The 25,895-nt window shown below is 70.2% G+C and carries 20 protein-coding genes; 8 read left to right on the plus strand and 12 right to left on the minus strand.

The features are described from left to right. Positions 1-89: 89 nt before the first annotated feature. Both HUW46_RS18260 and HUW46_RS18265 read right to left on the minus strand, forming a co-directional pair. Complete coding sequence (locus tag HUW46_RS18260; RefSeq protein WP_215548415.1) at positions 90-2,051, minus strand: glycosyltransferase; 1,962 nt, start codon at positions 2,049-2,051, stop codon at positions 90-92. A gap of 144 nt (positions 2,052-2,195) precedes the next feature. Beyond that, positions 2,196-2,654 (minus strand): GtrA family protein, encoded by a 459-nt coding sequence (locus tag HUW46_RS18265; RefSeq protein ID WP_305860776.1) that lies wholly within the window; start codon positions 2,652-2,654, stop codon positions 2,196-2,198. Positions 2,655-2,757: 103 nt separating this feature from the next. On the opposite strand from HUW46_RS18265, the gene HUW46_RS18270 reads away from it, so the two are divergent. Together HUW46_RS18270 and HUW46_RS18275 are read left to right on the plus strand one after the other, a co-directional pair. Next, positions 2,758-4,116 carry an FAD-binding oxidoreductase gene (locus HUW46_RS18270; RefSeq protein ID WP_215549952.1) on the plus strand — a complete coding sequence of 453 codons (1,359 nt, stop codon included), beginning with the start codon at positions 2,758-2,760 and terminating at the stop codon, positions 4,114-4,116. Next, positions 4,113-4,868 (plus strand): decaprenylphospho-beta-D-erythro-pentofuranosid-2-ulose 2-reductase, encoded by a 756-nt coding sequence (locus HUW46_RS18275; RefSeq protein ID WP_215548416.1) that lies wholly within the window; start codon positions 4,113-4,115, stop codon positions 4,866-4,868. The genes HUW46_RS18270 and HUW46_RS18275 overlap by 4 nt, the downstream gene beginning before the upstream one ends. Positions 4,869-4,964: 96 nt before the next feature. On the opposite strand, the gene HUW46_RS18280 is transcribed toward HUW46_RS18275, so the two are convergent. Then, positions 4,965-5,843 carry a hypothetical protein gene (locus HUW46_RS18280; protein WP_215548417.1) on the minus strand — a complete coding sequence of 293 codons (879 nt, stop codon included), beginning with the start codon at positions 5,841-5,843 and terminating at the stop codon, positions 4,965-4,967. 156 nt (positions 5,844-5,999) lie between these two features. On the opposite strand from HUW46_RS18280, the gene HUW46_RS18285 reads away from it, so the two are divergent. Then, on the plus strand, positions 6,000-6,689 hold the full coding sequence (locus tag HUW46_RS18285) for a VC0807 family protein (RefSeq protein WP_215548418.1): 690 nt from the start codon (positions 6,000-6,002) through the stop codon (positions 6,687-6,689). Then, the gene (locus tag HUW46_RS18290) at positions 6,661-7,170 is read left to right on the plus strand and encodes a YceI family protein (RefSeq protein ID WP_215548419.1); all 510 of its coding nucleotides are present in this window, start codon (positions 6,661-6,663) and stop codon (positions 7,168-7,170) included. Before HUW46_RS18285 ends, HUW46_RS18290 begins: the two co-directional genes overlap by 29 nt. A 1-nt stretch (position 7,171) precedes the next feature. Here the strand turns inward: HUW46_RS18290 and HUW46_RS18295 are convergent, their stop codons facing one another. Further along, the gene (locus tag HUW46_RS18295; RefSeq protein ID WP_215548420.1) at positions 7,172-7,774 is read right to left on the minus strand and encodes a hypothetical protein; all 603 of its coding nucleotides are present in this window, start codon (positions 7,772-7,774) and stop codon (positions 7,172-7,174) included. Between the two features lie 17 nt (positions 7,775-7,791). Beyond that, positions 7,792-8,694: a hypothetical protein gene (locus HUW46_RS18300; protein ID WP_215548421.1), complete on the minus strand. Its 903-nt coding sequence runs from the start codon at positions 8,692-8,694 to the stop codon at positions 7,792-7,794. Positions 8,695-8,957: 263 nt separating this feature from the next. Between HUW46_RS18300 and HUW46_RS18305 the strand changes: the two genes are divergently transcribed. After that, a complete protein-coding gene (locus HUW46_RS18305; RefSeq protein ID WP_215548422.1) occupies positions 8,958-11,948 on the plus strand; it encodes an arabinosyltransferase domain-containing protein in 2,991 nt (996 codons plus the stop codon). Positions 11,949-12,027: 79 nt separating this feature from the next. On the opposite strand, the gene HUW46_RS18310 is transcribed toward HUW46_RS18305, so the two are convergent. The 3 genes from HUW46_RS18310 to glf are packed head-to-tail and all read right to left on the minus strand — an operon-like array spanning position 12,028 to position 14,868. Next, entirely contained in the window at positions 12,028-13,044 is a 1,017-nt protein-coding gene (locus tag HUW46_RS18310) for a decaprenyl-phosphate phosphoribosyltransferase (protein WP_442860981.1), read from the minus strand. A 44-nt stretch (positions 13,045-13,088) separates the two neighbouring features. After that, the gene (locus tag HUW46_RS18315) at positions 13,089-13,652 is read right to left on the minus strand and encodes a phosphatase PAP2 family protein (protein ID WP_215548424.1); all 564 of its coding nucleotides are present in this window, start codon (positions 13,650-13,652) and stop codon (positions 13,089-13,091) included. Next, positions 13,645-14,868 (minus strand): UDP-galactopyranose mutase, encoded by a 1,224-nt coding sequence (gene glf, locus HUW46_RS18320; RefSeq protein WP_215548425.1) that lies wholly within the window; start codon positions 14,866-14,868, stop codon positions 13,645-13,647. The genes HUW46_RS18315 and glf overlap by 8 nt, the downstream gene beginning before the upstream one ends. A 79-nt stretch (positions 14,869-14,947) precedes the next feature. On the opposite strand from glf, the gene HUW46_RS18325 reads away from it, so the two are divergent. Continuing rightward, positions 14,948-16,924 (plus strand): DUF6541 family protein, encoded by a 1,977-nt coding sequence (locus HUW46_RS18325; RefSeq protein ID WP_215548426.1) that lies wholly within the window; start codon positions 14,948-14,950, stop codon positions 16,922-16,924. A gap of 58 nt (positions 16,925-16,982) precedes the next feature. On the opposite strand, the gene HUW46_RS18330 is transcribed toward HUW46_RS18325, so the two are convergent. Next, a complete protein-coding gene (locus tag HUW46_RS18330) occupies positions 16,983-17,870 on the minus strand; it encodes an LLM class flavin-dependent oxidoreductase (RefSeq protein ID WP_215548427.1) in 888 nt (295 codons plus the stop codon). 65 nt (positions 17,871-17,935) lie between these two features. Between HUW46_RS18330 and HUW46_RS18335 the strand changes: the two genes are divergently transcribed. Further along, entirely contained in the window at positions 17,936-18,751 is an 816-nt protein-coding gene (locus HUW46_RS18335) for an HAD family hydrolase (RefSeq protein WP_254126293.1), read from the plus strand. 250 nt (positions 18,752-19,001) lie between these two features. Here the strand turns inward: HUW46_RS18335 and HUW46_RS18340 are convergent, their stop codons facing one another. The 3 genes from HUW46_RS18340 to HUW46_RS18350 form a co-directional block, all read right to left on the minus strand. Continuing rightward, entirely contained in the window at positions 19,002-19,718 is a 717-nt protein-coding gene (locus tag HUW46_RS18340) for a lysophospholipid acyltransferase family protein (protein ID WP_215548429.1), read from the minus strand. Between the two features lie 51 nt (positions 19,719-19,769). Then, positions 19,770-21,422, minus strand: coding sequence for a hypothetical protein (locus tag HUW46_RS18345; protein ID WP_215548430.1), 1,653 nt, complete (start codon positions 21,420-21,422; stop codon positions 19,770-19,772). A 76-nt stretch (positions 21,423-21,498) separates the two neighbouring features. Then, positions 21,499-23,592: a DUF6541 family protein gene (locus HUW46_RS18350; RefSeq protein WP_215548431.1), complete on the minus strand. Its 2,094-nt coding sequence runs from the start codon at positions 23,590-23,592 to the stop codon at positions 21,499-21,501. Between the two features lie 166 nt (positions 23,593-23,758). On the opposite strand from HUW46_RS18350, the gene HUW46_RS18355 reads away from it, so the two are divergent. Beyond that, the gene (locus tag HUW46_RS18355) at positions 23,759-25,705 is read left to right on the plus strand and encodes a DUF6541 family protein (protein WP_254126295.1); all 1,947 of its coding nucleotides are present in this window, start codon (positions 23,759-23,761) and stop codon (positions 25,703-25,705) included. The last annotated feature ends 190 nt before the right edge of the window (positions 25,706-25,895 follow it).

Below are 25,895 nucleotides of genomic sequence, written 5' to 3' on the forward strand. Positions count from 1 at the left end.
CGCCAACGCACCCAGGGCGCGGCTCCCTCGAGAGCCACGCCCTGGCAGCGCAAATTTTGCCGCGCGATAAAAAACACAGCGCGATAAAATTACAGCTCGTAGAGCCGCTTCCAGTTTTCGCGGCTGGTCAGCTCGGGCATCGCGCGCTTGTACTGCTCCTGCACCGCGGCGCCTTCCTTGCGGAGGCGGTTGATCACCTTCACGCCGTGCTTGGCGAGGCCGATCATGCGGGCCCGGTCGTACTTGCGGACGCGGACGCCTTCCTGGTTCGCGTCGGTGACCACGGCGGTGTCGAACAGCGCCACGTGCCACCAGTGCGCCTCGTCGGTCGGGATGGCGCCGAGGCCGAAGCGGGTGCGGCCGAGCGCGCGGTCGACGATGCGCTTGATCAGCACGAGGCGCTGCATGCTCGGGCGCGGCGCGGTGTTGATGATGCCGATGTCGTTCGACGCGATGCCCGGCACGTTCGTCGGGTCGTGGCGCTTGGTCTCCGGGTAGCGGTCCCGGATCTCCTTGATCGCCTTCATCGCGCTGACGCCGCCGTCACGCAGGATCTCCGGGCCTTCGAGGAAGTCCTCGACCGCCTTGATCAGCGTGTGCGACAGGCCGTACTGCATGCCGAGCAGGTAGCGCACGAGCTGGGCCAGCAGCACGCGCGAGAGCAGGTTCAGGTTGAACGGGCTGTGCAGCGCCGCGGTGATGATCGAGTTGCGCAGGTTGAAGTACCGGTGCCACTCGTCCCAGTCCTTCCAGTGGAAGTCCGCGTGCCAGACACCGGCGCCGGGCAGCGTCACGGTCGGGAAGCCGTGCGCCCGCGCGCGGTAGCTGTACTCCGCGTCGTCCCACTGGAAGAAGAACGGCATGGGGTAGCCGGTCTCCTTGACCACCTCGTACGGGATCAGGCACGACCACCAGCCGTTGTAGCCCGCGTCGAGGCGGCGTTCCTGGCGGTTCGGCTTGCCGGTCTCCTCGTCGACGCCGAGCAGGTCGGCGGTGGAGAGGCTGTGCTCGACGGGCTGGCCGGGCTCGAGTGTGTTGAGCCGGGCGTACTCGGCGCCGACGTGCAGCTGGTTCGGGTGGAACAGGTTGAGCATCTGGCCGCCGACGATCATCGGGTTGGCCGCGCGGTTGGAGAACGCGGTCATCCTGATCACCAGGTCCGGTTCGAGCAGCACGTCGTCGTCCATGAACAGGACGTTCGCGTGCTCGGTCTCGGTGTGCCCCGCCACCTCGTAGAGGCCGCGGGTGAACCCGCCCGCGCCGCCGAGGTTCGCCTGGGTGATGTAGTGCAGCTTGTCGCCGAGGTCCTTGGCGACCTGCTCGAACCCGGCGCGCGAGTCCACCCTGTCGTTGCCCTGGTCGGCGACGTAGATCGCGTCGAGCGTCTCCAGCGACGACACGTCCGCCGCGAGCGCTTCGAGGTTCTTCATGCAGTCGTCGGCGCGGTTCATCGTGCAGATGGTGACCGCGGTCGGGCGGATCTTCTCCGGCGCGTCGACCGTCCAGCGCACCCGCTCGACGGTGAGCGTCTCACCGGCCTCAGTGGACAGATCGAGCCACAGCGCGCCGCCGTCGAGGAACTTGTCGATCTTCGCCTCGAGCGAGACCGAGACGCCCTTGGCGTCCTCGAAGTCCTGCGCCGCAACGATTCGCGGCTCACCCTCCACATCGGACGCACTGAGCCGCAGGTGCCCCGACCCGCTGACCGTGGCGTCCAGCCTGACCTGGCGGACGGTGGTCCAGCGCTGCCAGTAGCTGGCCGGGAAGCGGCCGAAGTAGGTGTTGCCGGTGACGCGGGCGGACGGGTCGAGCACGATGCTGTGGCGGCGGCGCGTCACGACGCCTTCGAGCACCTCCGCGTAGAGGTCCTTCGAGACGATCGACGACGGCCCGGCGTAGAGCCCGCGCTGGGCGAGGAGCCTGCCCTGCGGCGTGCGCTCGGCGAAAGTGGTGTCGCCCGCCTGTTCGCTCGAGGATCCGTTCACGCCGTTGACCGCCTTCATGGTCGCGGCATGCGCCTGACCGGTCGCCGATGGTGCTTTGCCGGGCATGTAGATGTCAGCCTTTCGCGAGTTCCTCGGTCAGCAAACATGCGATAACCGCTTGAGGTGGTGAAGTCTGGCGTCCACGGTAGCCGATATCCGCTCACCTCAGATCATTGCGTCCACCGGCGCCCGGCCGAGTGACGGCATTCTCTACTCCGCGTGACCTTTCGCGGGTGACGGCTCCCGGAAGATGACCAAGCGCAGCATGACGAAATTGATCAGCGTGCTCATACCCTGCGCGATCACCCAGGCCAGGGCCACCTTCCAGCGGAACTCCGGCAGCACCGCGAGCATCAGGGCGTTCACCCCGACGTTGACGAAGAACGTGACCGTGTAAAGCAGGACGAAGCCGCCGACCTGCGCCATCCCGCCCTTGACGCCACCGGAGAAGGTGAAGCGTTTGTTAAGGAAATAAGCGGTGGTGGTGCCCGCGATGAAACTGATCGCTTTCGCGAAGTGCACCCAGAGTCCGGCCTGTAGTAACAGCCAGTAAATACCGGAATCGACCAGGGCGCAGAAGCCGCCGATGAGCACGAAACGGATCAGCTGACCGACCAATCCGGGGGACTGCCGCTCCTCCGGGGTCACCACAGGGTCCACCGCCGTCACCACATACCTCGCTGGTCTTTGGGAAAGGACTGGCGCGGACAGTGTAGGCGGCGCCGCTGAAGGTCATCCCGCGCAGGTGGTTACCCTGGATCGGGTGAGCGAAATCCACACCGAGCGGCGTGCACTGACCGGCTGGGCGCGGACCGCCCCCACCATCGCCGACGTACTGACCACCACGGACGTCGAGGTCATCGCGCGAGCGGTGGCGAGCGCGGGCGAGCGCGGCGTGATCGCCCGCGGGCTCGGCCGTTCCTACGGCGACCCCGCGCAGAACGCGGGCGGCCTCGTCGTCGACATGACCGCGCTGAACCGCGTCCACTCGATCGACCGCGACACCGCGCAGGTCGTCGTGGACGCGGGCGTCAGCCTCGACCAGCTGATGCGCGAGGCGCTGCCGCACGGCCTGTGGGTCCCGGTGCTGCCCGGCACCAGGCAGGTGACCGTGGGCGGCGCGATCGCGAACGACATCCACGGCAAGAACCACCACTCCGCGGGCAGCTTCGGCAACCACGTGGTCTCGCTGGACCTGATCACCGCGGACGGGCAGATCCGCACGCTGACCCCGGACGGCCCCGATTCGGAGCTGTTCTGGGCCACCGTCGGCGGCATCGGCCTCACCGGCATCATCGTGCGCGCGACGATCGCGATGACCAGGACCGAGACCGCCTACTTCATCGTCGACAACGACCGCACCGACGATCTCGAAGGCACCCTCGAACTGGTCAGCGACGGGTCCGACGACAACTACACGTACTCGTCGATCTGGTTCGACACCATCTCGAAGGGTGCCAAGCTCGGCCGCGGCGCGTTCGCCCGCGGCTCGCTGGCGAAGCTCGACGAGCTGCCGCCGAAACTGCGCGCGGAACCATTGAAGTTCAACGCCCCGCAACTGCTGACGGTGCCGGACATCATGCCGAACGGCCTGATGAACAAGCTGTCGCTGAGCGCGATCGGGGAGTTCTACTACCGGTCGACGCCGAAGCGCGGGCGCGGCGCGATCCAGAACATCACGGCCTTTTACCACATGCTCGACCTGATCGGCGAGTGGAACCGCGGCTACGGCCGGAAGGGCTTCCTGCAGTACCAGTTCAGCACGCCGCTCGGCGCGAACGACGGCCTGCGGCGGATCGTGGAGAAGGTCGCCCACTCCGGGCACTACTCCGCGCTCAACGTGTTCAAGCAGATGGGCGAGGGCAACCGCGCGCCGCTGTCGTTCCCGCACCCCGGCTGGATGGTGTGCCTCGACTTCCCGATCAAGTCCGGGCTCGGCAAGCTGTGCCAGGAACTCGACGAAGAGGTCCTCGCGATCGGCGGGCGGCTCTACACCGCGAAGGACTCGCGGACCTCGCCGGAAACGTTCGCCCGCATGTACCCGAGGCTCGAAGAATGGCGCAAGGTCCGCGCCGCCGTTGACCCCGAAGGCGTTTTCGCCTCTGACATGAGCCGGAGGCTCGAACTGTGATCGACGCTGTTGGCAACCCCCAGACCCTCCTGCTGCTCGGCGGCACCTCCGACATCGGGCTCGCGATCGCCGAGCGGTACCTCGCCGAGCACCCGCTGCGCGTCGTGCTCGCCGCGCGCCAGACGCCCCGGCTGCAGGCCGCGGTGCAGCGCCTGAAGGACAAGGGCGCCGAAGTGTCCACTGTGGAGTTCGACGCCAAGGACACCGGATCGCACCCCGGCGTGCTGGACAAGGCGTTCGCCGACGGCGACATCGACGTCACCGTGGTCGCGTTCGGGCTCCTCGGCGACGCCGAAGAGGTGTGGCAGGACCACGCCAAGGCCGTCGAACTGGCCACCGTGAACTACACGGCCGCCGTCTCGGTCGGCGTCGCGCTCGCGGAGAAGCTCAAGAAGCAGGGCCACGGCCAGGTCATCGCGCTGTCCTCGGTGGCGGGCGAGCGGGTGCGCCGGTCCAACTTCCTGTACGGCTCCACGAAGGCCGGTTTCGACGGCTTCTACCTCGGCCTCGGCGAAGCGCTGGCCCCGTTCGGCGGGCAGGTCACCGTCGTCCGGTCCGGCCAGGTCACCACCAAGATGACCGAGGGCATGAAGAACGCCCCGCTCACGCGCACCGCGGAGCAGGTCGCCGAGATCTCCGTCGCCGCCGCGCGCGCGGGCAAGGACCTCGTGTGGTCGCCGCCGCCGTTCCGGCTCGTGATGTCCGTGCTGCGCCACGTGCCCCGGAAGATCTTCCGCAAGCTGCCTGTTTGATCCGCCCGCCCTGAAGGTGGCTTTCGGGGCATGTAGCGCCCCGAAAGCCACCTTCGAGGCACTGCAAGCGGGGCTGCTGAACTCCGGGGAGGGGCGTCAGCGGGACAGGGTCAGGAATTCCTGTTGTTCCCGGTCGTAGCGGGTGGTCAGGCCGTGGCCGTAGCGGTCCCACCAGTTCTGGGTGTGCCCTGCCTGGTGCGTCGTGGTGCCGCCGTAGATCTGGCGGTCGTATTCGATGCGCGCGTCGTGGAACCGCTGCTGGAAGTCCTCGGGGGTCATTCCCCGCAGCGCGCCGATGGTGTCGGGGGAAAGGGTCGCGCTGCGGGTGATGTCGGCGCCCGCCATGTGGTTCAGGATCGCTTGCACACCACCGACTCCGCGCATGTGCGCGCCCGACATGACCGCGGCCTGCGCGCCGGGATCGGTGAAGTGCAACGCGCCCGCCTGCCGCGCGCGCTCGGTCATCAGCTCCGTGACAACAGCGTGCTCCTGCTCGCTCCCCACACCGTACTGCCGCCGCGCGGCCATGATCTGGTCGTAGCCGTTGTGCATGTTCTCGCGGAAGCCGTACGCCTCGCGCACTCCGCCCTGCTCGCCACCCGCGCCCTCCGAAGCCATGATCGAGTCGACCACGCGGGAGTCCAAAGTGGCCGGTCGACCGCCGCCGGACGCCCCGCCGCCGTACCCTTGCGCCGTCGCGGTGTCGGCGGTTTCGTACCCGTTCGTCGCGGCGTCCACATGGGAGCTGATGTCCTCGATCAACGACACGAACTTCCCGAGCCCGCCGACGAGCTGCTGCCGCAGTGACGCGTTCGCGCCCGCGACGCTGCCGCCGATCCCGGCGAACGCGAGCGCGTCGATCACCAGCGACTCCAGGTCACTCGTGACGGACGACGCCGCGGAGTTCAGGTCCTTCACCGTGTTCGAAACGGAACGGACGACGTCGGGCTCGACGCGGTAGCTTCCGGTGGCCACGGCACGCTCCTCTCAACCGGGGCCTCCGAGGATTCCCCACCCGGCGCGCCGCGCGGACGGCCGAAATACCCACTCGCCGGCATCAACCGATCGGCCGATGCCGGTCCACCGGCGCGTGGATGTGCCGCACCCCGCCGGCCGGGCACGCTCGTGACCGTGACGACCAAAGGGGAAATCCGGCAAACGATCGTGGCCGTGCTCGTGGACGTGGTGCTCCCGCTCGCCGGGTACTACGCGCTGCGCGCGTTCGACGTCGCCGAGACGACCGCGCTCGTGCTGAGCGGCTTGCCGCCCGCGCTGCGCGTCGCCGTGACGTTCGCGCGGACGAGACGGGTCGACGCCATGGGCCTGTTCGTGGTGCTCCTGGTGCTGCTCAACCTCGGCACCGCGGCGCTCACCGGCGACGCCAGGCTGCTCCTGGTCCGCGGCGGCTGGCTGAGCCTGCTGATCGCGGGCTGGATGCTCGGCAGCCTGGTGCTCGGCAGCCGCCCGGTCACCTACCTCGCCTGCCGCTCGCTGCTGGTGGGCAAGGCCGATCACCTCGACCGCCTGTGGGAAGCGCACGCGTCGTTCCGGCAGGTCTGGCGCAGGCTGACCGCGATCTGGGGCGGCGCCACCCTGTTCGGCTGCGCCCTGAACATCGTCACCGCCTATACGCTGCCCGTGGACGTCGTGCCCGCCCTCGACACCGGCTGGCACGTCGGTTCGTTCCTCGTGCTGCAGATCATCACGCAGATCCTGCTCCGCAGGGAGGGCACCCTCGGCGAACTCTGGCGCCCCTCGTGCACCCTCAACCCAGCCACGGAAAGGCAGTCCGGTGAGCATCACCATTCCCCCAGCCGGTGAATACGCGATCGACACCGATCGCTCCGCCGTCACGTTCACCACCAGGCACGTCTTCGGCCTCGGCGGCGTCCGCGGCAGCTTCGCGATCGCCAGCGGGCGGCTCACCGTCGCGGAGCCCGTCGAAGAGAGCACCGTGGCGGCCGCGATCGACGCGGGCAGCTTCCGCACCGGCAGCAACGCGCGCGACGGCGTGGTCAGGTCGAAGCGGTACCTGGAAACCGAGAAGTTCCCGGAGATCCGGTTCGCCTCGACCGGGCTCGGCGAGCAGGACGGTGAATGGGTCCTCGACGGCACGCTCACCGTCAAGGATTCGACGCAACCGGTGCGGCTCACCGTGGACGAGGTCGCGGCCGAAGCCGGCGTGATCACCGCCGGCGCGCACGTCCGCATCGACCGCTACGCCTTCGGGGTCACCGCGCAGAAGGGAATGACCGGGCGCCACCTCGACCTCGCACTCGAAATCACGGCGACGCCCGCCTGAATCACGCCGCCGAAGTGTGCCGGGACAACGCTTCCCGGCACGCTTTCGCCGCCGCCGCGGGATCGTCGGCGTAGAAGGCGATCACGCTCGCGCTCGCGGTTTTCCCCAGCGGCCTGGTGAACTCGACCGGTTCGGTCAGCTCTGCCACGACATTCGTTTCCGCGTCCAGCACGAGCCGGAATTCGTGGCCGGAGAAACGCAGATACCCGCCCGCGTCGTGGGTTTTCTTCTCGTGCCGGAACGAACCGATCTTGCTCATCGGGACCCGCACGTCCAGGTACCAGCCGAGCCGGATCCGCAGTTCCTCGTCGGAAACCGTGTGCGGGCGCGTGATCGTCGCCGACAACAGGCCGAGCGTGAACAGGACGGTGTACCCGTCGGCCAACCACAGCAGGACGTGCACCCCGGGCGGGAACCGCGCCAGCGAAAACGCGATCGATTCGACGACGCTGACTCCGCCGAAGGTCAGCAGCAGCGCGCGTTGCGCCCGCACGTAAGGCATCGCGACCGCGCCGGGCGCCACCGCCCGCCTGCGCCGCAGCAAGGTGACCGTGCTGCCCAGTGTCCGCCGCTCGTTGCGAAAGTAGCTCCCCAGTGGCCCCATGCTTCAGGGTACCGAGATCAGCCGAGTGACCGCGACCATTCGTCGAAGAGCAGGTCGACGTGGTGCTCGTGGTACCTGGCGATGTCGAACACGTGCACCGATTTGGTCCAGACCCCGTCGTCGTCCGGCTCGAACTCGTCCTCGGCCGCCTTGGCCTCCTTGGCGAGGTGCTCCAGCACGACCGTGCCGTCCGCCGCGATCGACCGCACCTGGCACGGCCTGCCCCGGTATTCCGCGCGCGTGGTCACCTCCGCGAGCCTCGTGCAGTCGGACACCGGCACCCGCGCCGTCCACCGCTCGCGCGCACTGTCCCAGGTGAACCGTTCGGGATCCGGATTTCGCTTGCCAGGAGCGGAAAGTCCGATGTGGCCTTCGTGCGGGTACGCGTCCGCCGGATACTCCACTTCGGACAGTGTGGCGAGCAGCCCGGTGCGCGGCCGCTCCTGCACGGCGACCGGGCGCGGCCTGCGCTGCCCGGTGCCCGCGAAGGTCTCGTCCCGCCACCGCGTGAAGAGCAGGTCCCCCTGCTTTTCGTAGTAGTCGCGCAGTTCGGTCACCGGCACGGTCTTGTAGTACTCGTACTTGTTCTCCTGGATGAACCCGTTGCCGGTGGCCCAGAGCCCGTCCCACTCGGCGTACATGATGTGCGCCGACCCGGTGTCGTTGATCGTGCCGACCAGCACGCTGTGCCCGCGGTAGCTCGCGTACACGTCCACGGAGAAGACCCGCGAACACCGGTCCGCCGGTACCGTCGCGAGCCACTGCGCCTCGGCGTCGTCCCAGTCGTAGAGCGCCGGATCGGGATTGCCCGCCTGGCGCGAGTTCAGCCGCACCAGATCGGCACCGGGACTGTGCGACGCTTCGTGCAGAACACCGTCGACGAGCGCAAAAGTGCCCCGACGGTACGCGGGATAACTCATGGCTTCCTTACTTCCCGGGCACTTTCCCCGACGGAACAAAAACACCACACCCGGGACTCACTTGAGCGACAAGATAGTACAGTCGCCGCCTCGCGGCAGTCTCACACCAGCCGACGCAGGATCACCGTGCGTGACCGCCGGCGGTATCCGCAAACCGCGGATCGGGTGAAAACATCGAACCGGACCGCTTTCGCGTGGAGTTTTACCAGGTAGAACGGCGCCCGTAACATCATTGCCGCCGCGACTTCCCTAACATTGGGGCAGTGCCCACCAATGATCAATACCCCGGCAGATCGTTCCCGCGCCGGTGGGGCGTAGCCGCGCTCGGCCTGCTCTCCGCGCTCGCGTCCGTCCTGTTCGTCCTGGTTCCGGTCGAGCAGAACGTCACCACGTACCAGTGGCCGGCCCAGCCCGGCGCGCAAGGCACCGCGCTGCCGATGTTCCCGTACCAGCCGGCGCGGTTCGACGCCCGGTTCGACTGCGCGCAGCCCGCCGACGGCCTGGTGCTCTCGACCGTCCCGCCCGGCTCGCCCGCAACCGCGGCGAAATCACCGGGCGGGCTCGTCGTGCGCACCGCGAACGGCACCGTCACCGTCGATCTCGACGGCGCGCCGCTGGCCAGCAGGCCGCTTTCGCCGGGCTGCCAGTGGACGATCCACGCCGACGAAGGCGGCACCACGGTCGCCGTGGACGGCGCGCCGATCGGGCACAGCGGAAAACGGCCGGACGTCAACAGCCTCTTCACCGAGTCGCCGAGCGCGGCCACCCACGTCACCGTCGTCGGCGACACCCGGTTCGACACCGACGCCACCGGGCTCAAGATCGCGCTCGGTGTCCTCGCCGCGGTGTGCCTGCTCGCCGCGCTCGCGCTCGCCCGGCACTGGGACACCCGGTTCGCGCGCCGCGCACGCCTCCTGCCGCGCCGCTGGTGGCGCCCGCGCGTGGCCGATCTCGTGGTCACCGCGGTGCTCGCGGTGTGGGCGGTGATCGGCTCGCTCACCGTCGACGACGGCTACATCAGCACGATGCTGAAGGCCCGCGCGGACAGCGGGTTCACCGGCAACTACTTCCGCTGGTTCAACGCGCCGGAAGCGCCGTTCGGCTGGTTCTACGAGGTGTACCACTGGCTGACGCTGATCAGCCCGGCGCAGCTGTTCCTGCGGCTGCCGTCGGTGCTGCTCGGCCTGCTCGCCTGGGGCATGATCGACCGGCTCCTGCTCCCCCGCTTCTTGAGCGCCTCCAGCGGTTCCCGCCGGTGGGCGCGCTGGGCGTGCGTCGCGCTCTTTCTCGTCTGGTATCTGCCCTACGACGTCGGCATCCGGCCCGAACCGTTCATCGTGGTCGGCTCGCTGGCCGTGTTCGCGCTCGTCGAACGGGCGCTCGCGACCAACGCGGTCGCGCCGCTCGCCGCCGGCATCGTCGTCGCGGGTGCCACGGTCGCGGTGACCCCGACCGGGATCGCCGCGTTCCTGCCGTTCGTCGCCGGGCTCGGCGGGATCATCCGGCTGCTGCGCCGCCGCCGCGACCAGTCGTGGCTCGGGCTACTGGCCCTGCTGCTGGCCACCGGCGCGAGCGCGCTGCTGCTGATGTTCTACGACCAGACGCTCGCGACCGTGCTCGACGCGACGCAGGTCCGCACCGCGATCGGGCCGGACTTCGCCTGGCAGCGCGAAATCGGCCGGTACGCCACCCTGCTCGACCCGAGCGTGGTGGAAGGCGCGCTGAACCGGCGCGTGCCGATGCTGCTGATGCTGTTCGGCATGGCCGTGCTCGGCGCGCTGCTGGTCAACCACCGCACGCCGGGGCTCGTCGAGTCGGCGACGCGGCGGCTCGTCGTCTCCAGCGGCCTCTACCTCGTCGCGCTGATGTTCACGCCGACGAAGTGGACGCACCACTTCGGCGCGCTCGCCGGGTTCGGCACCCTGCTCACCGCGCTGCTCGTGCACACCGTCGCCAAGGGCGCGCTGCGGTCGGTGTGGGCGCGGTCGGTCAGCCTCGCACTGCTGTCCGGAGTGGTCGCGCTGGCCGTTTCCGCGCCGAACCGCTGGTGGTACGTCTCCGCGCTGGACGTCCGCTGGGTCGACAAGACGCCGAGCGCGTTCGGCTTCCAGATCGGGAACCTGCTGCTGATCGCCGGGCTCACGGTGGCCGCGCTGGGCGGGGTGCTCGGCACCTGGCGCACCTCCGGCGGCAGACCGGCCGACGAACGGTCGCTGCGCTGGCTGCCGTCGTCGGGCTGGCTCATCGTGGCGGTGGCGATCGTGGTCGTGGTGGCCGAAATCGGCACCATGGCGCAGGCGGTGGCCGCGCGGTGGGGCTCCTACAGCATCGGGCGGGCGAACCTCGCGTCCCTGACCGGCGGCGGCTCGTGCGGGATCGAGGACTGGCTCGAAGTCGAACCCGATCCCGGCGCGGACGTGCTCCACCCGGTGGCGGGCTCGCCGCCCGCGGCGCTGGGCGGGTTGCTGGCCGACGCGGGCTTCCCGGCCTCCGCCGCACCCGACGCGCCGTACGGCACGGACGCCGCGCATCCCGTCTGGGGCAGCTACCGGGCACCGAAGGCGACCGGAACGGCCACATCGACGTGGTACGCGCTCCCGTCCGGGCTGAACGATCCCGCCCAGCCGCCGCTCGTCGTGGCGAGGGCTGGCAAGGGCGCGGTGACCGTCCTGCTCGAATTCGCGCGCGCCGACGGCTCACCAGTGTCCACTGTGGACATCGGAGGGGAAACGGGCGGCAAGTGGAAGGACGCGCGCGTCGACACCGCTGTGCAGGCGCCCGGCGCGGACCGCGTCCGCGTCGTCGTCCAGGACGCCGACCCGGACGAAAGCGGCTGGCTCGCCGCGGCCGCGCCCCGGTTCCCGAAGGTGGTCCCGTCCACGTCGTTGGTACCCACGAGCGAGCCGGTCGCGATGGACTGGGTCAACGGGTTCGTGCTGCCGTGCCGGAAACCGGTGTCGCTCGGCGGTGGCATGATCTTCCCGGCGCGGTACCGGTTTTCGCCGGGGCCCGGCAGCGCCGACCTCGCCGCGGTGTCCTACGCGAAGGGCGCGGGCGGGCCGTACGCGCCGCTGCTGCAGCTCGCGAAGGAGCACGTCGTGCCGACGTACCTGCGCGGCGACAAGCTCCGCGAGCCGATCACCGTGATCCGCTACGACTACGTGGCCCCGATGACCGGTGTGCGGACCACGCACAGCACCCGCCCCCGAAGCGGCCTGGAACGCGGCCCCGTCCTCGTCGAAGCGCCCGAGTAAAGGGGCCTGAATGCCGTGATGGCCACCATGACGGCATCCAGTGCCGTCATGGTGGCCATCAGGGGCAACCGGAAAGCGGTCAGCTCACGTAGTAGGAGACGACCAGGGTGGCGATCCAGAGGAGGCCGAGCACCTGCAGGACGCGGTCGCGCAGGACCAGTTCCTCCGGCTCGCCCGCGTTGCCGCCGTCGACGTCGACGGCGTACCGCAGGATCGCGACGACGAACGGGATCATCGAGAGCACCGGCCACACCGAGCCGTCGGCGTGCTCCTTCAGCTCGAACGCCCACAGGCCGTAGGACATGATCACGATCGCGGCCGAGGTCGCCCACACGAACCGCAGGTAGCTCGCCGAGTACTTCTTCAGCGAGGCGCGGATCTTCGCGCCGGTCCGCTCGAACAGCATGATCTCGGCGTACCGCTTGCCCGCCACCATGAACAGCGAGCCGAACGCGGTCACCAGCAGGAACCACTGCGACAGGCCGATGCCCGCCGCCGCGCCGCCCGCGATCGACCGCATCAGGAACCCGGAGCCGACGATCGCCAGGTCCACCACCGGCTGGTGCTTGAGCCCGAAGCAGTAGCCGAGCTGCACGGCCTCGTACACGCCGAGCACGATCGCCAGTTCCGGCCTGGTCAGGAAGGAAATCCCCATCCCGACGGCGAAGAACAGCACCGCGGAGGCGTAGGCCAGCGGCACCGGGACGATACCCGCGGCGATCGGGCGCTTTCGCTTCTTCGGGTGGGCCCGGTCCGCTTCGACGTCGATCGCGTCGTTGATCAGGTACACCGACGAGGCCACCAGCGAGAACGCGATGAAGGCGATCAGCGCATCGGTCAGCACGTCGACGTTGCTGATCTGCTTCGCGGTGAACGGCGCCACGAAGACCAGCACGTTCTTGACCCACTGGCGGGGCCGCGCGGTCTTCAGCACCCCCAGCGCGATGCGCACCGGGCCGCGCTTCACCGGCGCCTGGTCGACAGCGCCGTCAGCGCTGTCAGCACCGTCGGCGCCGTCGGCTTCGGCGGTCTCGGCCGCCTCGACCGGCTCAGTGGCCTCTTCCGCCTCTTCCGCCTCTTCCGCCTTGTCGGACACCTTCGCGGCCGCCGAGGTCTCGGTCTTGCTGGTGGACTCGCTCACTACCTGCTCCGCTTGTTGCGTGACATGAACCGGCGAAGGACACCGCCGACCGCCCCGCCGAGTGCGGCCCCCGCGAGCACGTCGGTCGGGTAGTGCACGCCGAGCACGAGCCGGGAGGCCAGCATCGGCGGGACCAGAACGGGCACCAGGTTACGCCCGGTCAGTCCCGAGTAGAGAACCGCCGCCGCTGTGGTCGACGTGGCGTGCGAAGACGGGAAGCTCAGCTTGCTCGGCGTGCCGACGAGCACCTCGACGCTCGGGTCGTCCGGACGGGGCCTGCGGACCACCCGCTTGACCGCGATCGAGGCCGCGTGCGCGCCGACCACGCCGAAGGACGCGGTGAGCCATTCCTTCCGGCGCGGCTTGTCGAGCGCGGCGCCGACCAGGCCCGCGGCGAACCAGCCGATGGCGTGTTCGCCGAAGTGCGACATCCCACGCGCCGCCTTCACCGTGCCAGGCCGCTTCAACACGCCCTGGACCTGGGAAAGGACCTTCACCTCGGCCGCGGCCTCAGCGGCCGCGACGCTCTCGGCGCCCTTGGCGTTCTCGGCCGACTCAAGCATCGAGCGACCCGTCGAGCGGCGCGCCGTCGGTCAGGTGCGGGGCGACCTTGTTGTCGAACACCGACAGCGCCGACCCGATCGCCATGTGCATGTCGAGGTACTTGTAGGTGCCGAGGCGGCCGCCGAAGATCAGGTTGCGTTCCTTCGCCTCGACCTTCGCCAGCTCGCGGTACCGCTCGAGCATCGCCCGGTTTTCCGGGGTGCTGATCGGGTAGTACGGCTCGTCGTTCTCGTCGGCGAACCGGGAGTACTCGCGGACGATGACCGTCTTGTCCTTCGGGTAGTCCCGCTCCGGGTGGAAGTGCCGGAACTCGTGGATCCGGGTGAACGGCACGTCCGCGTCGTTGTAGTTCATCACCGCGGTGCCCTGGTAGTCGCCGGTCCGCACGACCTCGCGCTCGAAGTCGAGGGTGCGCCAGCCGAGCCTGCCCGCGGAGTAGTCGAAGTAGCGGTCCAGCGGCCCGGTGTACACCGTCGGCGTGCCCGCCGGGATCGCGTCGCGGACGTCGAAGTAGTCGACGTTCAGCCGGACCTCGATGTTCTCGTGCTCGGCCATCTTCTCCAGCCACGCGGTGTAGCCGTCGACCGGCAGACCCTCGTAGGTGTCGTTGAAGTACCGGTTGTTGAACGTGTACCGCACCGGCAGCCTGGTGATGATGCTGGCGGCCAGGTTCTTCGGGTCGGTCTGCCACTGCTTGGCGTTGTAGCCCTTGATGAACATCTCGTAGAGCCGGCGCCCGATCAGCGAGATCGCCTTTTCCTCGAGGTTCTGCGCGGCGTCGGTGTCGAACTCGCTCGACTCCTTCGCGATCAGCTCGCGCGCCTCGTCCGGGCTGTACGACTTGCCGAAGACCTGGTTGATCAGCGCCAGGTTCATCGGGAACGAGTAGACCTGGTCACCCGCCTTGGCGAACACGCGGTGCTGGTAGTCGGTGAAGTCCGTGAACTGGTTCACGTAGTCCCACACCCGCTTGTTGGAGGTGTGGAACAGGTGCGCACCATAGCTGTGCACCTCGATCCCGGTCTCCGGCTCCACCTCGGAGTAGGCGTTACCGCCGATGTGGTGCCGCCGCTCCAGGACGAGGACCCTTTTCCCCAGCTGGGTGGCGGCCCGTTCGGCCACGGTCAGACCGAAGAAACCGGAGCCGACTACGATCAGGTCGTAACCGGCGAAATCGTCTTCAGTAATCTTTGCGGGGTTCGTGTGCGCGCTCACGGGCGCTCAGGGTACCGACGTGCTCGGGGCGCACTGCACCGCCCATGACATTAACCCGCCAACCGACCCGTAGGAAGCCGTGCCAACACCAGATGAGTTCTGGACCTACAGCAGCACGATCGGTGTCTACCTGCTCGTGCTGGTGGTCCCGGGCGGCCTGGTGGGCTTCGCCGCCGGGCTCCGCGGCTGGGCGCTCGCCGGCCTCGCCCCGCTCCTGACCTACACCGCCACCGGCCTCGCCGGGCCGTGGCTTTCGTACGTCGACCTGCCGTACAACGTCGGCACCGCCGCCGCGTCGACGGTGCTGCTCGCCGGGATCGCCTTCGGCGTGCGCAAGCTCGCCGAGGCGCGCGGCTGGGTGTCCGCGACCGAGGACCGCCCGCCCGTCGAGTGGACCAGGGGCGCGCACCTCGCGGTCGCCGCGTGCGTCGTGGTGGCCACGGCGCTGTCGATCTACGTGGTGCTCGCGGCGACCGGCGGCACGAACGCGGTCTTCCAGCGCTGGGACACGGTGTTCCACGCGAACGGCATCCGCTACATCGCCGACACCGGCGACGGCGGCCTGTTCGGCATGAGCACGGTGAACTACTACGAGCCGGGCGGCGCGCTGTTCTACCCGAACGCCTACCACCTGGTCGCGGCGCTGGTCTACAACCTCTCCGGCGCGAGCATCCCGGTGGTGCTCAACGCGGTCACGGTGCCGGTGGCGGGCATCTTCGCGCTGTCGATGGTCGCGATGGTCCGCCAGTTCGGCGGGCGGGCGATGCTGGCGGGCAGCACCGCGCTGATCGCCGCGACGGCCACCACCGGCGCCTACGAATCGGTGTCCAGCGGGCTGCTGCCGTTCGCGCTCGGCATCGTGCTGACGCCGCTGGCGGCGCTGGTGCTGCAGCGGTTCCTGGAGCGACCCGGCGTCGACACCGCGAGCGTGCTGGCGATCAGCGCGGCCGGGCTGCTCGCGTCGCATTCGAGCTGCCTGTTCGGCGGCATCCTGTTCGCGCTGCCGGTGCTGATCCAGCGCTGGTGGCGGCGCGAGGGCAAGGTCGGGCGCGACCTGCTGTGGCTGCTGCCGACCGGGGCCGCCGCCGCGGTGCTCGCCGCCCCGATGGTGCTCGGCGCGATCGGCTTCACCTCGGGCGCCTACCCGTACAAGCCGTGGGCGTCCGGGATCCCGGTGCCCTCCGCGCTCGGGCAGCTGCTGACCTTCCGCCAGGTGCTCGACCAGCCGCAGACCTGGCTCGCCGGGCTGCTGGTGGTCGGCATCGTGGCGATCAGCACGCTGGGCAGGATGCGCTGGGTCGGCCTGTCCGCGGTGCTGCTGTCCGGGATCTTCGTGCTGGTGGCGTGTTTCGGCGCGCAGTCGTTCGTCGTCGCGTTCTCGCGGCCGTGGTGGAACGACCGGTTCCGGCTGATGGCGCTCGCCGCGATCCCGTTGATCCTGCTCGCCGGGCACGGGCTCGCCGAGCTGCAGCGGCTGGTGTCGAGGGCGGTCGCGAACCTGTCGTGGGTGAAGCTGCGGCCGCGGCTGCCCGCCACGCTCGGGCTGACCACGGCGGTCGTGATGGTCGCCGTGCTGGCCGTGGTGACGAACGGGTTCTACACCGCGGCGAACGCGACCGCGGTGGCCTACGCCTACCACAACGGGCCCGCCTCCGAACACCGCGAGCCGCCGGTCACCCGCAACGAGATCACCGCGATGCTGGAGCTGGAGAAGATCGCCAAGCCGGGCGAGATGGTGCTGAACGACCGGCTCGACGGCACCGCGTGGGTGTACGCGATCGCGGGCGTGCGGCCGGTCGCGGGCAACTACGACCCGGGTGTGCCGCCGAAGGACGCGGCGTACCTGACCGACCACTTCCGCGAGTACAAGACGAACCCCGAGGTGCGGGCCGCGGTCGAGCGCCTCGACGTCGGCCACGTGCTGCTCGGCACCGGCACGATCGAACGGGAGCCGGTGCGGATCCGGGGCCTCGGCCTGACCGATCTCGACCACCGCGACTTCCTGAAGGTGGTCTACCGCAACCCCGGCGCGGTCATCTACGAGATCATCCGCTGATCCGGAAAAGCGAAAAGAGGGCGCCTTCTCGCGAAGGCGCCCTCTTTCGTCACTCGGCCTATTCTCCTTGCAGGCCAGGGAGAATCTCGTCGGCGACGCGTTCGAGCGTGGCCTCCCTGCCTTCGTAGTGGCCGCCCGAACGCGGCCAGTGCGCGACGACGTCGGTGAAGCCCAGCTCCGCCGCACGCCCCGCCGCGTCCGCGAAAGCGTCCACACTGGACAGTGAGAACACGGGCGCCGCGTCGAGGCTGAGGTAGGTGCTGATGGTCGCCTTGTCCCTGCCCGCTTCCGCGAGCTTCTCGTCGAACTTGGCGACCAGTTCGGCGACCGCCTTCCACCACTGTTCGAGATCGTCGGTCTTGACGCCGGTGGTCACCCAGCCGGTGCCCTGCCGCGCCGCCAGCCGCATCGTGCGGGGCCCGTTCGCGGCCACCACGAACGGGATCCGCGGCCGCTGCACCGGGCCGGGCAGGTTCCGCGCGCCCACCGCCGCGAAGTACTCGCCGCGGTGGTCGTAGCCGTCCGTGGTGAGCAGCCCGTCGAGGGCGTCCACGAACTCGACGAACCGGTCCGCGCGCTGCTTCGCGCTCAGCTCGGGCCCGCCGAGCACCTGCCCGTCGTACCGGGCCGAGTCGACGCCCGCGCCGATCCCGAGCAGCAGCCTGCCGTCGGAGACGTCGTCGAGGGTGATCAGCTCGCGCATGAACGAAACGGGATGGCGGAACACCGGCGACGCGACGAACGTGCCGAGCCGGATTCTGCTCGTCACGGTCGCGGCCGCGGTCAGGGTCGGGACCGCGCTGAACCACGGTCCGTCGACCAGTTCTTTCCAGCCGAGATGGTCGTAGGTCCAGGCGTGGTCGAAGCCGTATTCCTCGGCCGCACGCCATTTGGGTTCGGCTGCCCACCAGCGGTCTTCGGGAAGGATCACTATGCCAACGCGCACGGCGCCAAGGTAGTGGTCGTCACCGACACACCGCAGAACGGGCATGCTCGGGAACAATGGACGGCGTGGACAAACCCCGCTTGATCGCTTCCGACGTCGACGGCACCCTGCTCAGCCCGCTGGAGGAGCTGACCGGCCGCACCCTCGCCGTGCTCGCGAGGGCGCTGGCCGACGACGTGCCGATCGTGCTCGCCAGCGGCAGGCCGCCGCGTTGGATCCCGACCGTCGCCGACGTCGCCGGGCTCACCGGGTACGCGGTGTGCGCGAACGGCGCGGTGCTCTACGACATCGCCGCCGACGAGGTCGTCGCGGTGCACGGCCTGCTCGAACCCGCCCTGCTGCACGATCTCGCACACGCGCTCGACCAGGCACTTCCCGGGTGCAGGCTGGCCGCGGAACGCGTCGGCAGGAAGGCCGTCGACCCCGAGGTGCGCAACTTCGTGATCGAGCCGGACTACCACAACCCGTGGGGCGACGGCGAGGGCGTGACCTTCCCGCGCGCGGAGATATTGGGGCACCCGGCGGTCAAGCTGCTCGTCAGCAAGCGGGGCATGAACTCCGACGAGATGGCCCGCGCGGCGCGCGAAGTACTCGGCAGCGCCGTCGATGTGACGTTCTCCACCGGTGCCGGGCTGATCGAGGTCGCCGCCCACGGTGTGACGAAAGCCACTGGCCTGGCCGAGGTCTCGGAGCGCTTCGGCGTGTCGGCGGAGCAGACCATCGCGTTCGGCGACATGCCGAACGACATCGAGATGCTGCGCTGGGCCGGGCACGGGGTGGCGATGGCCAACGCGCATCCCGCGGTGCTCGACGTCGCCGACGAGATCACCGCGCCCAACGGCGAAGACGGCGTCGCCCAAATCCTCGAACGCTGGTTCTGACACCGAGCGCGCTCCGGCGGATTCCCCGAAGGTGGCTTTCGGGGCGCTGGATGCCCTGAAAGCCACCTTCAGGGGCACGCGAAGGCCTGCTGTGGGGGCGTGCGGGTGGCCGGAGTGTTGTGCGAGGGCCGAGTTCGCGGCGTCTACCGCCCCGAAGGCCACCGTCGGGGACGAGCGGCCGCGGCAGTAGCCCGTCGCGAGGGCCGCGATCGGGACGCTCAACGCCCCACAAGGAGCCTTCGGGGACGGTTCAGCGCGGGGCTTCGGCGGGGGTGGGGGCGGTGCCGCCGAGGTGCGCGGGCAGCCACCAGCGCTCGTCCTCCGACGACGGCTGCTCCGGGTACTCGGCCTGGATCTTGTCGAGCAGCGTGCTCATCCTGGTCCGCAGCTCGGCCGTCGCCGTCTCGCAGTCGTCGTCTGCGGACGGGTGCAGCGGCTCGCCCGCGAGGATCGAGATCGGCACGTGCCGCTTCGTCAGCGTGCGCGGGCGCCCCTTCGTCCACAGGCGCTGCGTGCCCCACAGCGCCATCGGCACCACCGGGACACCCGCCTCGGCCGCCATCCGCACCGCGCCGGTCTTCAGCTCCTTGACGGTGAAGGACTGGCTGATCGTGGCCTCCGGGAAGACGCCGACGACCTCGCCCGCCTTCAGCCGCTCGACGGCCTCCTCGTACGACGCGAGGCCGGCCTTCCGGTCCACCGGGATGTGGTGCATGCCGCGCATCAGCGGGCCCGCGATCCGGTTCGCGAAGATCTCCTGCTTCGCCATGAACCGCACGAGCCGCTTCGACGGGTTCGCGCCGAGGCCGCAGAAGATGAAGTCCAGGTAGCTGACGTGGTTGCAGGCGATCACCGCGCCACCGGCGGCCGGGATGTGCTCGGTCCCCGCCACCCGCAACCGGTTGTCCAGTACGCGGAACATGAGCTTCGCCGTCCAGACGACGGGCGGGTAAACGAGGTCAGCCATGCGGCAAGGCTACGGGACCGTAGGTTAGGTGAGGCTGAATCGCGCTCAGCGTCACCCGGGGCACGGCAGGTAGTCGAACCGGGGGTCGGCGTCGAGATCGGCGATGAACCGCGCCGCCAGCTCGCTCCTCGGGTACAGCGCGACCCACTGGTTCGTGCCGGTGCGCTTGAACGTGGCGACCTGGTAGCGGCCCGCGTAGACCGGGTCCATCGCGCAGCGCTGGCGCGGGGTGAAGCCCTCGGCGGACACCGCGAGCAACGGGCTGCGCAGGTTCACCACGTACTCGTGGTCGACCTTGAGCGGCCCGTCCGCCGTGGTCACCGCGGTGCCCTTGCGCGCGATGTGGTCGTCGGTGCGGCCGAGCTCGTCGATCACGACCACGCCGGTGCCCGCCCAGTACGCGAGCGGTCCGCCGCCGTAGGTCGCGATCACCGAGCCCGGCGGCAGGCGCTCGCCGAGCCACGAGCCCAGCACGGCGAGATCGGCGGTGCGGGCGCGGCCCGCGTCGATCCGGGGCAGCAGCTCGCCGCTCTCCACCGACACCACGAGCGACACGCCGCACAGGCCGAGCGCGACGGCGGGCACCACGCGGCGCGACGAAAGCGTGCGGCGCGACGTCTCCTCGCCGTCCTTCGCGAGGAGACCGCAGGCGGCCGCGGCGGCGACCGCGAGCAGCGGCGGCACCGGCGCCAGCAGCCGCCAGGCCGGGACCGCTTCGCCGCCGATCGCGACCGCGCCCGCGACGAACCCGATCGCCGCCGCGAGCACGAGCCACACCAAGGAACGCGCCGCGGCCGTCGTCTTGGCGCCGCGCCGCCCGGCGAGCGCGGCCACCGCGCCCAGCGCGAGCAGCAGGAAACCCTGGTGCACCAAGGAAAACCCGGACAGGTAGTGCCAGCCCGCGGCGAGCTGGTCGCCGACGGGCCTGCCGAGGCGCACCGCGATCGAATCGGGTACGAGGTGCCCGTAGTAGGTCACGCGCCACGCCGTCCACGGCACCACCAGCACCAGCGCGCCGAGCGCGAAGGCACCCGGCGCCCACCAGCTCGACCGGCCCCTCGCCGCGGAAACCAGCAGCCACGCGACGGCGACGAGCGCGAACACGAACCCGTCCGGCCTCGTCATCACCGCCAGTGCCACCAGTACGCCGCCAACCACCGGGCGGCGGCACGCGAGCGCCAGCGCGACCGACAGCACGAGCAGCACGAACAGCCCGGTCTCGGTGCCCGAAGTGCCGTGCGCGGCGAGCCCGCCCGCGCCCGCGGTCAGCACGGCCGCGGCGACGCCGAGCGCGGGCTCGTCGCGCCCGGCGGCGGCCACGATCCGGTTCACCAGCACGAAGGCGACGACCACGGCGGCGAGCGTGCACAGCACGCCGAGCACCGACGCCGCCGTCACGATGTCCGCACCGAACACCGTCTTGAGCAGCGAAAGGAGCACCATCCAGAGGAAGCTGCCGTAGCCCTCGACGCGTTCGCCGGTGTTGAACACCGCGCCCCGGCCGTCGGCGATGTGCAGCGCGTACCGGAACGTCACGTAGGCGTCGTCGGCGACGGCGCGGAAAAGCAGCTGGTGCAGCAGCGAAAACGCGAGCGTGAGTGTCAGCGCGCCGGTCCGCCACGCCTTGTCGGCGTTGATCTTCGGCCACGCCGCCACCACGAGCGCGGCGAGCACGAACCACCCGGCGACCAGGACCGCGACCACCTGAGCCCCCTCACCGGAAACTTCAATGCCGTGCCCAGTATCACCGGCGGATGCACGTGAAGCGGGGCCGGGTTCCCTATGGCGTGGTGCTTTCCAAGGCGGTCCGGTCGAGGCGGTAGATCTTGACGGTGCCCGAGGTGAACGCCTCCGACAGACCGGGAAGCCCGTCGAGGTGCTGGAGGCCGGGGGCGAGTTTGAAGGTCGGTTCGCCGAGCCAGTTGTTCGGCGCGCCCGGCCCGGCGCCCATCGTCGGCGCCTCGGAGTCGGTGTAGACGTAGGCGACGTTGAGGGACAGCAGGAGCTGCCGGATCTTCGGGTCCGTCGGGTAGTCGCGGAACGACTTCAGCAGCTCGTAGGTGTAGGGCGCCTGGATCGCGCCGAGCGTCACCACGTTCACCACCGGCACGTCGTCGGCGATGTAGGAGTAGGTGGAGCCGTCGTTGGCGCTGTTCATCACGCGCTCGCCCGGTTCGACGTGCGCCTTGAGCCAGTCGGCCGCCTTGCGGTCGTCGTCGTTGACGCGGACGAACTCGGGCGCGGCGTAGCGCTGCGCGACGATCTTGGCGTTCATGTGCTCGTACTGGCGCGAAGCCCCGAGCAGGTAGGCCACGAGGATCAGCCCGACGAGCACGGCGGCGGGCACCGCGGGCTTGCGCAGCGCGCTCGCGAAGGCCGGGAGGCGTTCCCACTTGGCGGCGAGCTTGGCCGCGCCGATCGCGAGGAACACGACGCCGAGCGCGGCCAGCAGCGGCACGAACAGCGAAACGTGCGCCTGGATCCGCACGTAGGACTTGTAGAACGCGGACCCGATCAGTGAGCCGAAGCCGCTGGTGGGGCTGACCTTGAAGTCGACGCTGACGAACATCCAGAACAGCCACATCGCGAGCGCGCCCCACGCGCGCCGCGTCATCAGAACCGCGGCGACGCCGAGCAGCGCGAGCAGCCCGGCGGCGAGCTGGGCGTACCCCTGCTTTGGGTCGAAGTAGCCGCCGTAGCTGAGCACGAGGTTGGTGCCGACCGCGTCGCCGAAGGGCGCCGCGCCGATGTCGGGCTGCCAGCTGCCGGTGCGGGTGGCCTGGCCGACCGAGCCGATGAGCTGACCGGCCGCCGCGACGGCCGCGATCACCGCGCCGACGGCGAGCATCGGCAGCTGGCCCTTCCAGGCGGCGCGCCCGCTGCTGGTGAACGCCTCGACGATCCAGAACACCAGGAGGCTGCCGCCGACGCTGGCGACCATGCTGGGGTGCACGGCGAACACGCCTGCCACGCCGAGGCCGAGTAGCACGGCGCGCAGCCACTGGCCGCGGCCGATGGTGATGACCGCGGCGATCAGGCCGGGGGTGAGGCTCATCGCGACCGCGTTGGGCGCGATGCCGCCGTCGTGCAGCAGGTTCACGCCCGGCCGGTAGAGCCCGGCCGCGACGATCGCGGCGACGCCGCCGGCGAGCGCGGTCCAGTCGCGGCCCGCGTTGAGGCGGCGCAGCACCGCGGCCACGAGCGCCGCGCTGCCCAGCACGAACGCCGGGCCCGCGCACAGCGCGTTGACGACGTTGAAGCCGACGATGGGGCCACCGGCCAGTTCGCCGGAAAGCGCGGCGGTCAGCGGGAGGCCGGAGGGGTAGAACGACACCGGCTGGCCGGTGAGCATGTCGAGCGGCAGCAGCTCCCACGGCGCGCCGTTGCCGGTGTGCGCGATGTAGCCGACCAGCACGGTGTGGATGATCGTGTCGTGTTCCTGCGGGAACGTGTCCCAGCCGCCGAGGCCGGAGCGCCACGGCTGGAACGACAGCGCGATCGCGAGCAGGCACAGCAGGGCGCCGACGATCTGGGCGGCGAGCACGAGCCTGCCCGGCAGGACGGGCAGCCAGGACGGCGGCTCCGCCACCGCCGTCGCGCCCACCGGCCCGGTGCGGCGGCGCACCAGCGCGGCGACGCCGAACACGACGGCGACCAGCACGACCGTCACGACGAGGACTTCGACGACGTTGAACGCGATGCCGGGGATCCCGGACACCACCCCGGCGACGACGTACACGCCGATGCTGGCGGGCACGGTCAGCGCGGCGAGCCACAGCTTGTCGCGCACCCCGGCGGCGAGCTGCAACGCGAGGCCCGGCACGACCAGCACCAGGAGCCCGACGAGCGGGTACACAACACCAGAGGCGGTCATCGGACTCCTACGGACCAGCGGATTTTCCCCGGCGAGGCTATCCGAAACACCGGTGTAACCCGATCGGGGGTAGATCGGGTCGTCTCGCTCACCAAACCCCGAAAGCGGGGCCGCGCGGGGAGAGGATCGGCCGTCAGCCCCTCCCGTGCCCACCTAGGTAGGAACCTTGCCGTCCGCACCCGGTACGACCGCGCAGATCTTCACCGTGGCGCTGTACCTCGCGGTGCTGTTCGCGCCCGGCGCGGTGGCGGGGTTCGCGGCCGGGCTGCGCGGCTGGTCGCTCGTCGGGTTCGCGCCGCTGCTCGGGTACGCGATCGCCGGGCTCGCCGGGCCGTGGTACGCGGCCGTCGGCATCCCCTTCACCGTGGTGTCCTTCTTGGCCGCTGTCGTTCTCGTGACGGGGATCGCGTACGGGGCGAGGCGGTTCGCGTCCAGAAAGGACAGTCCGCCGCGCGAGGAGCCGCTCTGGGGCGGCTGGGGCCATGCCGGGGTCGTGGTGTGCCTGCTCGCGGGCGCGGTCATCGGCGCGTACACGGTGCTCCGGGGAATGGGCACGATCAACGCGATCCCGCAGGGCTTCGACGGGGTGTACCACGGGAACGGGATCCGCTACATCGCCGACACCGGCGACGGCGGGCTCACCGGGACCAGCTCGACGAACTGGTACGCGCCGGGCGAGAGCCTGTTCTACCCCAACGCCTACCACCTGGTCGGCTCGATCGCGTACCGCCTCAGCGGCGCGGATATCCCGTCCATTTTGGACACCCACGCGATGCTGCTTCCCGGCCTGCTGGCGTTGTCGATGGTGGTGCTCGTGCGGTACTTCCGCGGGCGCGCGGTCCTCGCGGGCGCCACCGCGCTGGTGTGCGTGGCGCCGGTGACGTTGTTCTACGAGTCGCTCGACCACGGCCCGCTGCTGCCGTTCCTGCTCGGGCTGGCACTGACTCCGCTCGGCGCCGTCGCACTGCACCGCTATCTCGTCCGTCCCGCGGCGGACACCGGGTTCGTCCTCGTCGGCGCCGCGGTGGGATTGCTCACGATCCATTCGTCGACGCTGTTCGCCGGTGTCCTGTTCGGACTGCCGCTGTTCGCGCAGCACTGGGCGGGGCGGCGGCTGCGCGAGGCGGGCCGCGATCTGCTGGTGCTGCTGCCGATCGCGGTGGTGTGCGTGCTCGTGGCGTGGCTGCAGCTGTTCGGCGCGCTGGGGCTGGCGACCGGGGACGTGCCGTACCTCGGCTGGCCCGCGACGACGAAGTGGAACACCGCGGTCGGCACCCTGCTGACGTTCCAGCACTTCGAGGCGGAACCGCAGTTCGTGCTGAGCGTGGCGCTGCTTATCGGCTGCGTGTTCGCGGTGCGGCTCGGGCGGCTGCGCTGGGTGGCGGGCACGGCGGTCCTGATCGGCGTGTTCGCGGTGGCGGTGATGTCGACGAACGCGCCGTTCGTGATGGCGCTGTCGCGGCCGTGGTGGGACGACCCGTACCGGTTCATCGCGATGGCGACCGTGCCGCTGTGCCTGCTCGCGGCGCACGGGATCGCGGAGGTGCAGCGGCTGGTGCGCGACGGGCTGCGGGCGATCCGGCCGCTGACCGGTGCGCGCGGCGCGGTCCCGGCCGCGGTGGTGGTGTTCGCGGCGTTCGTCGCGGGGACGGGGGTGCTGTACACCGCGACCGACGCCGGGGTGGTCATGCCGGGGTTCGCGACGAACACCACCCGGCCGGTGCGGGACCTGCCGGTGAGCCGGGCGGAGGCGGCCGCGATGGTGGAGCTGGGCAAGCTGGCGGAACCAGGTGACTGGGCGATGAACGACCGCGCCGACGGCTCCGTGTGGACCTACGCGCTGAGCGGGGTGCGAACCGTCGCCGGGCATTTCGACCGTGCGGTGCAACCCCCCGACGCGCGCCTGCTGGCCGCGCGGTTCAACCGGTACGAGACGGATCCGGAGGTACGGGACGCGGTGCGGCGGCTGAACGTGCGCTGGGTGATCCTCGGCTCGGGCGGCTACCCCGCGCACGCGCCGCGCCCCGCCGGACTGACCGACCTGGACCGGCTGCCGTTCCTGCACGAGGTGTACCGGAACGAGGTCTCGGTGATCTACCGCCTGACCCGCTGACCAGCACTTCTCCCCAGCAATACCGGAGTACATCCCCCACCCGATCCCGGGGGGCGACCCCAGCCCAGTCTACCGGTGCCGTCGTGTCGACAGGGAAATAAGGCGAGTTGTCCACAGGGGAAGGTCGAGTGTGGACAACTCCGCGAAAAAGGCCCGCCCGGAGCGATCCGGGCGGGCCTTTCCGAACGAG

This window comes from Amycolatopsis sp. CA-230715, from assembly GCF_018736145.1.
Taxonomy (GTDB): Bacteria; Actinomycetota; Actinomycetes; order Mycobacteriales; family Pseudonocardiaceae; genus Amycolatopsis.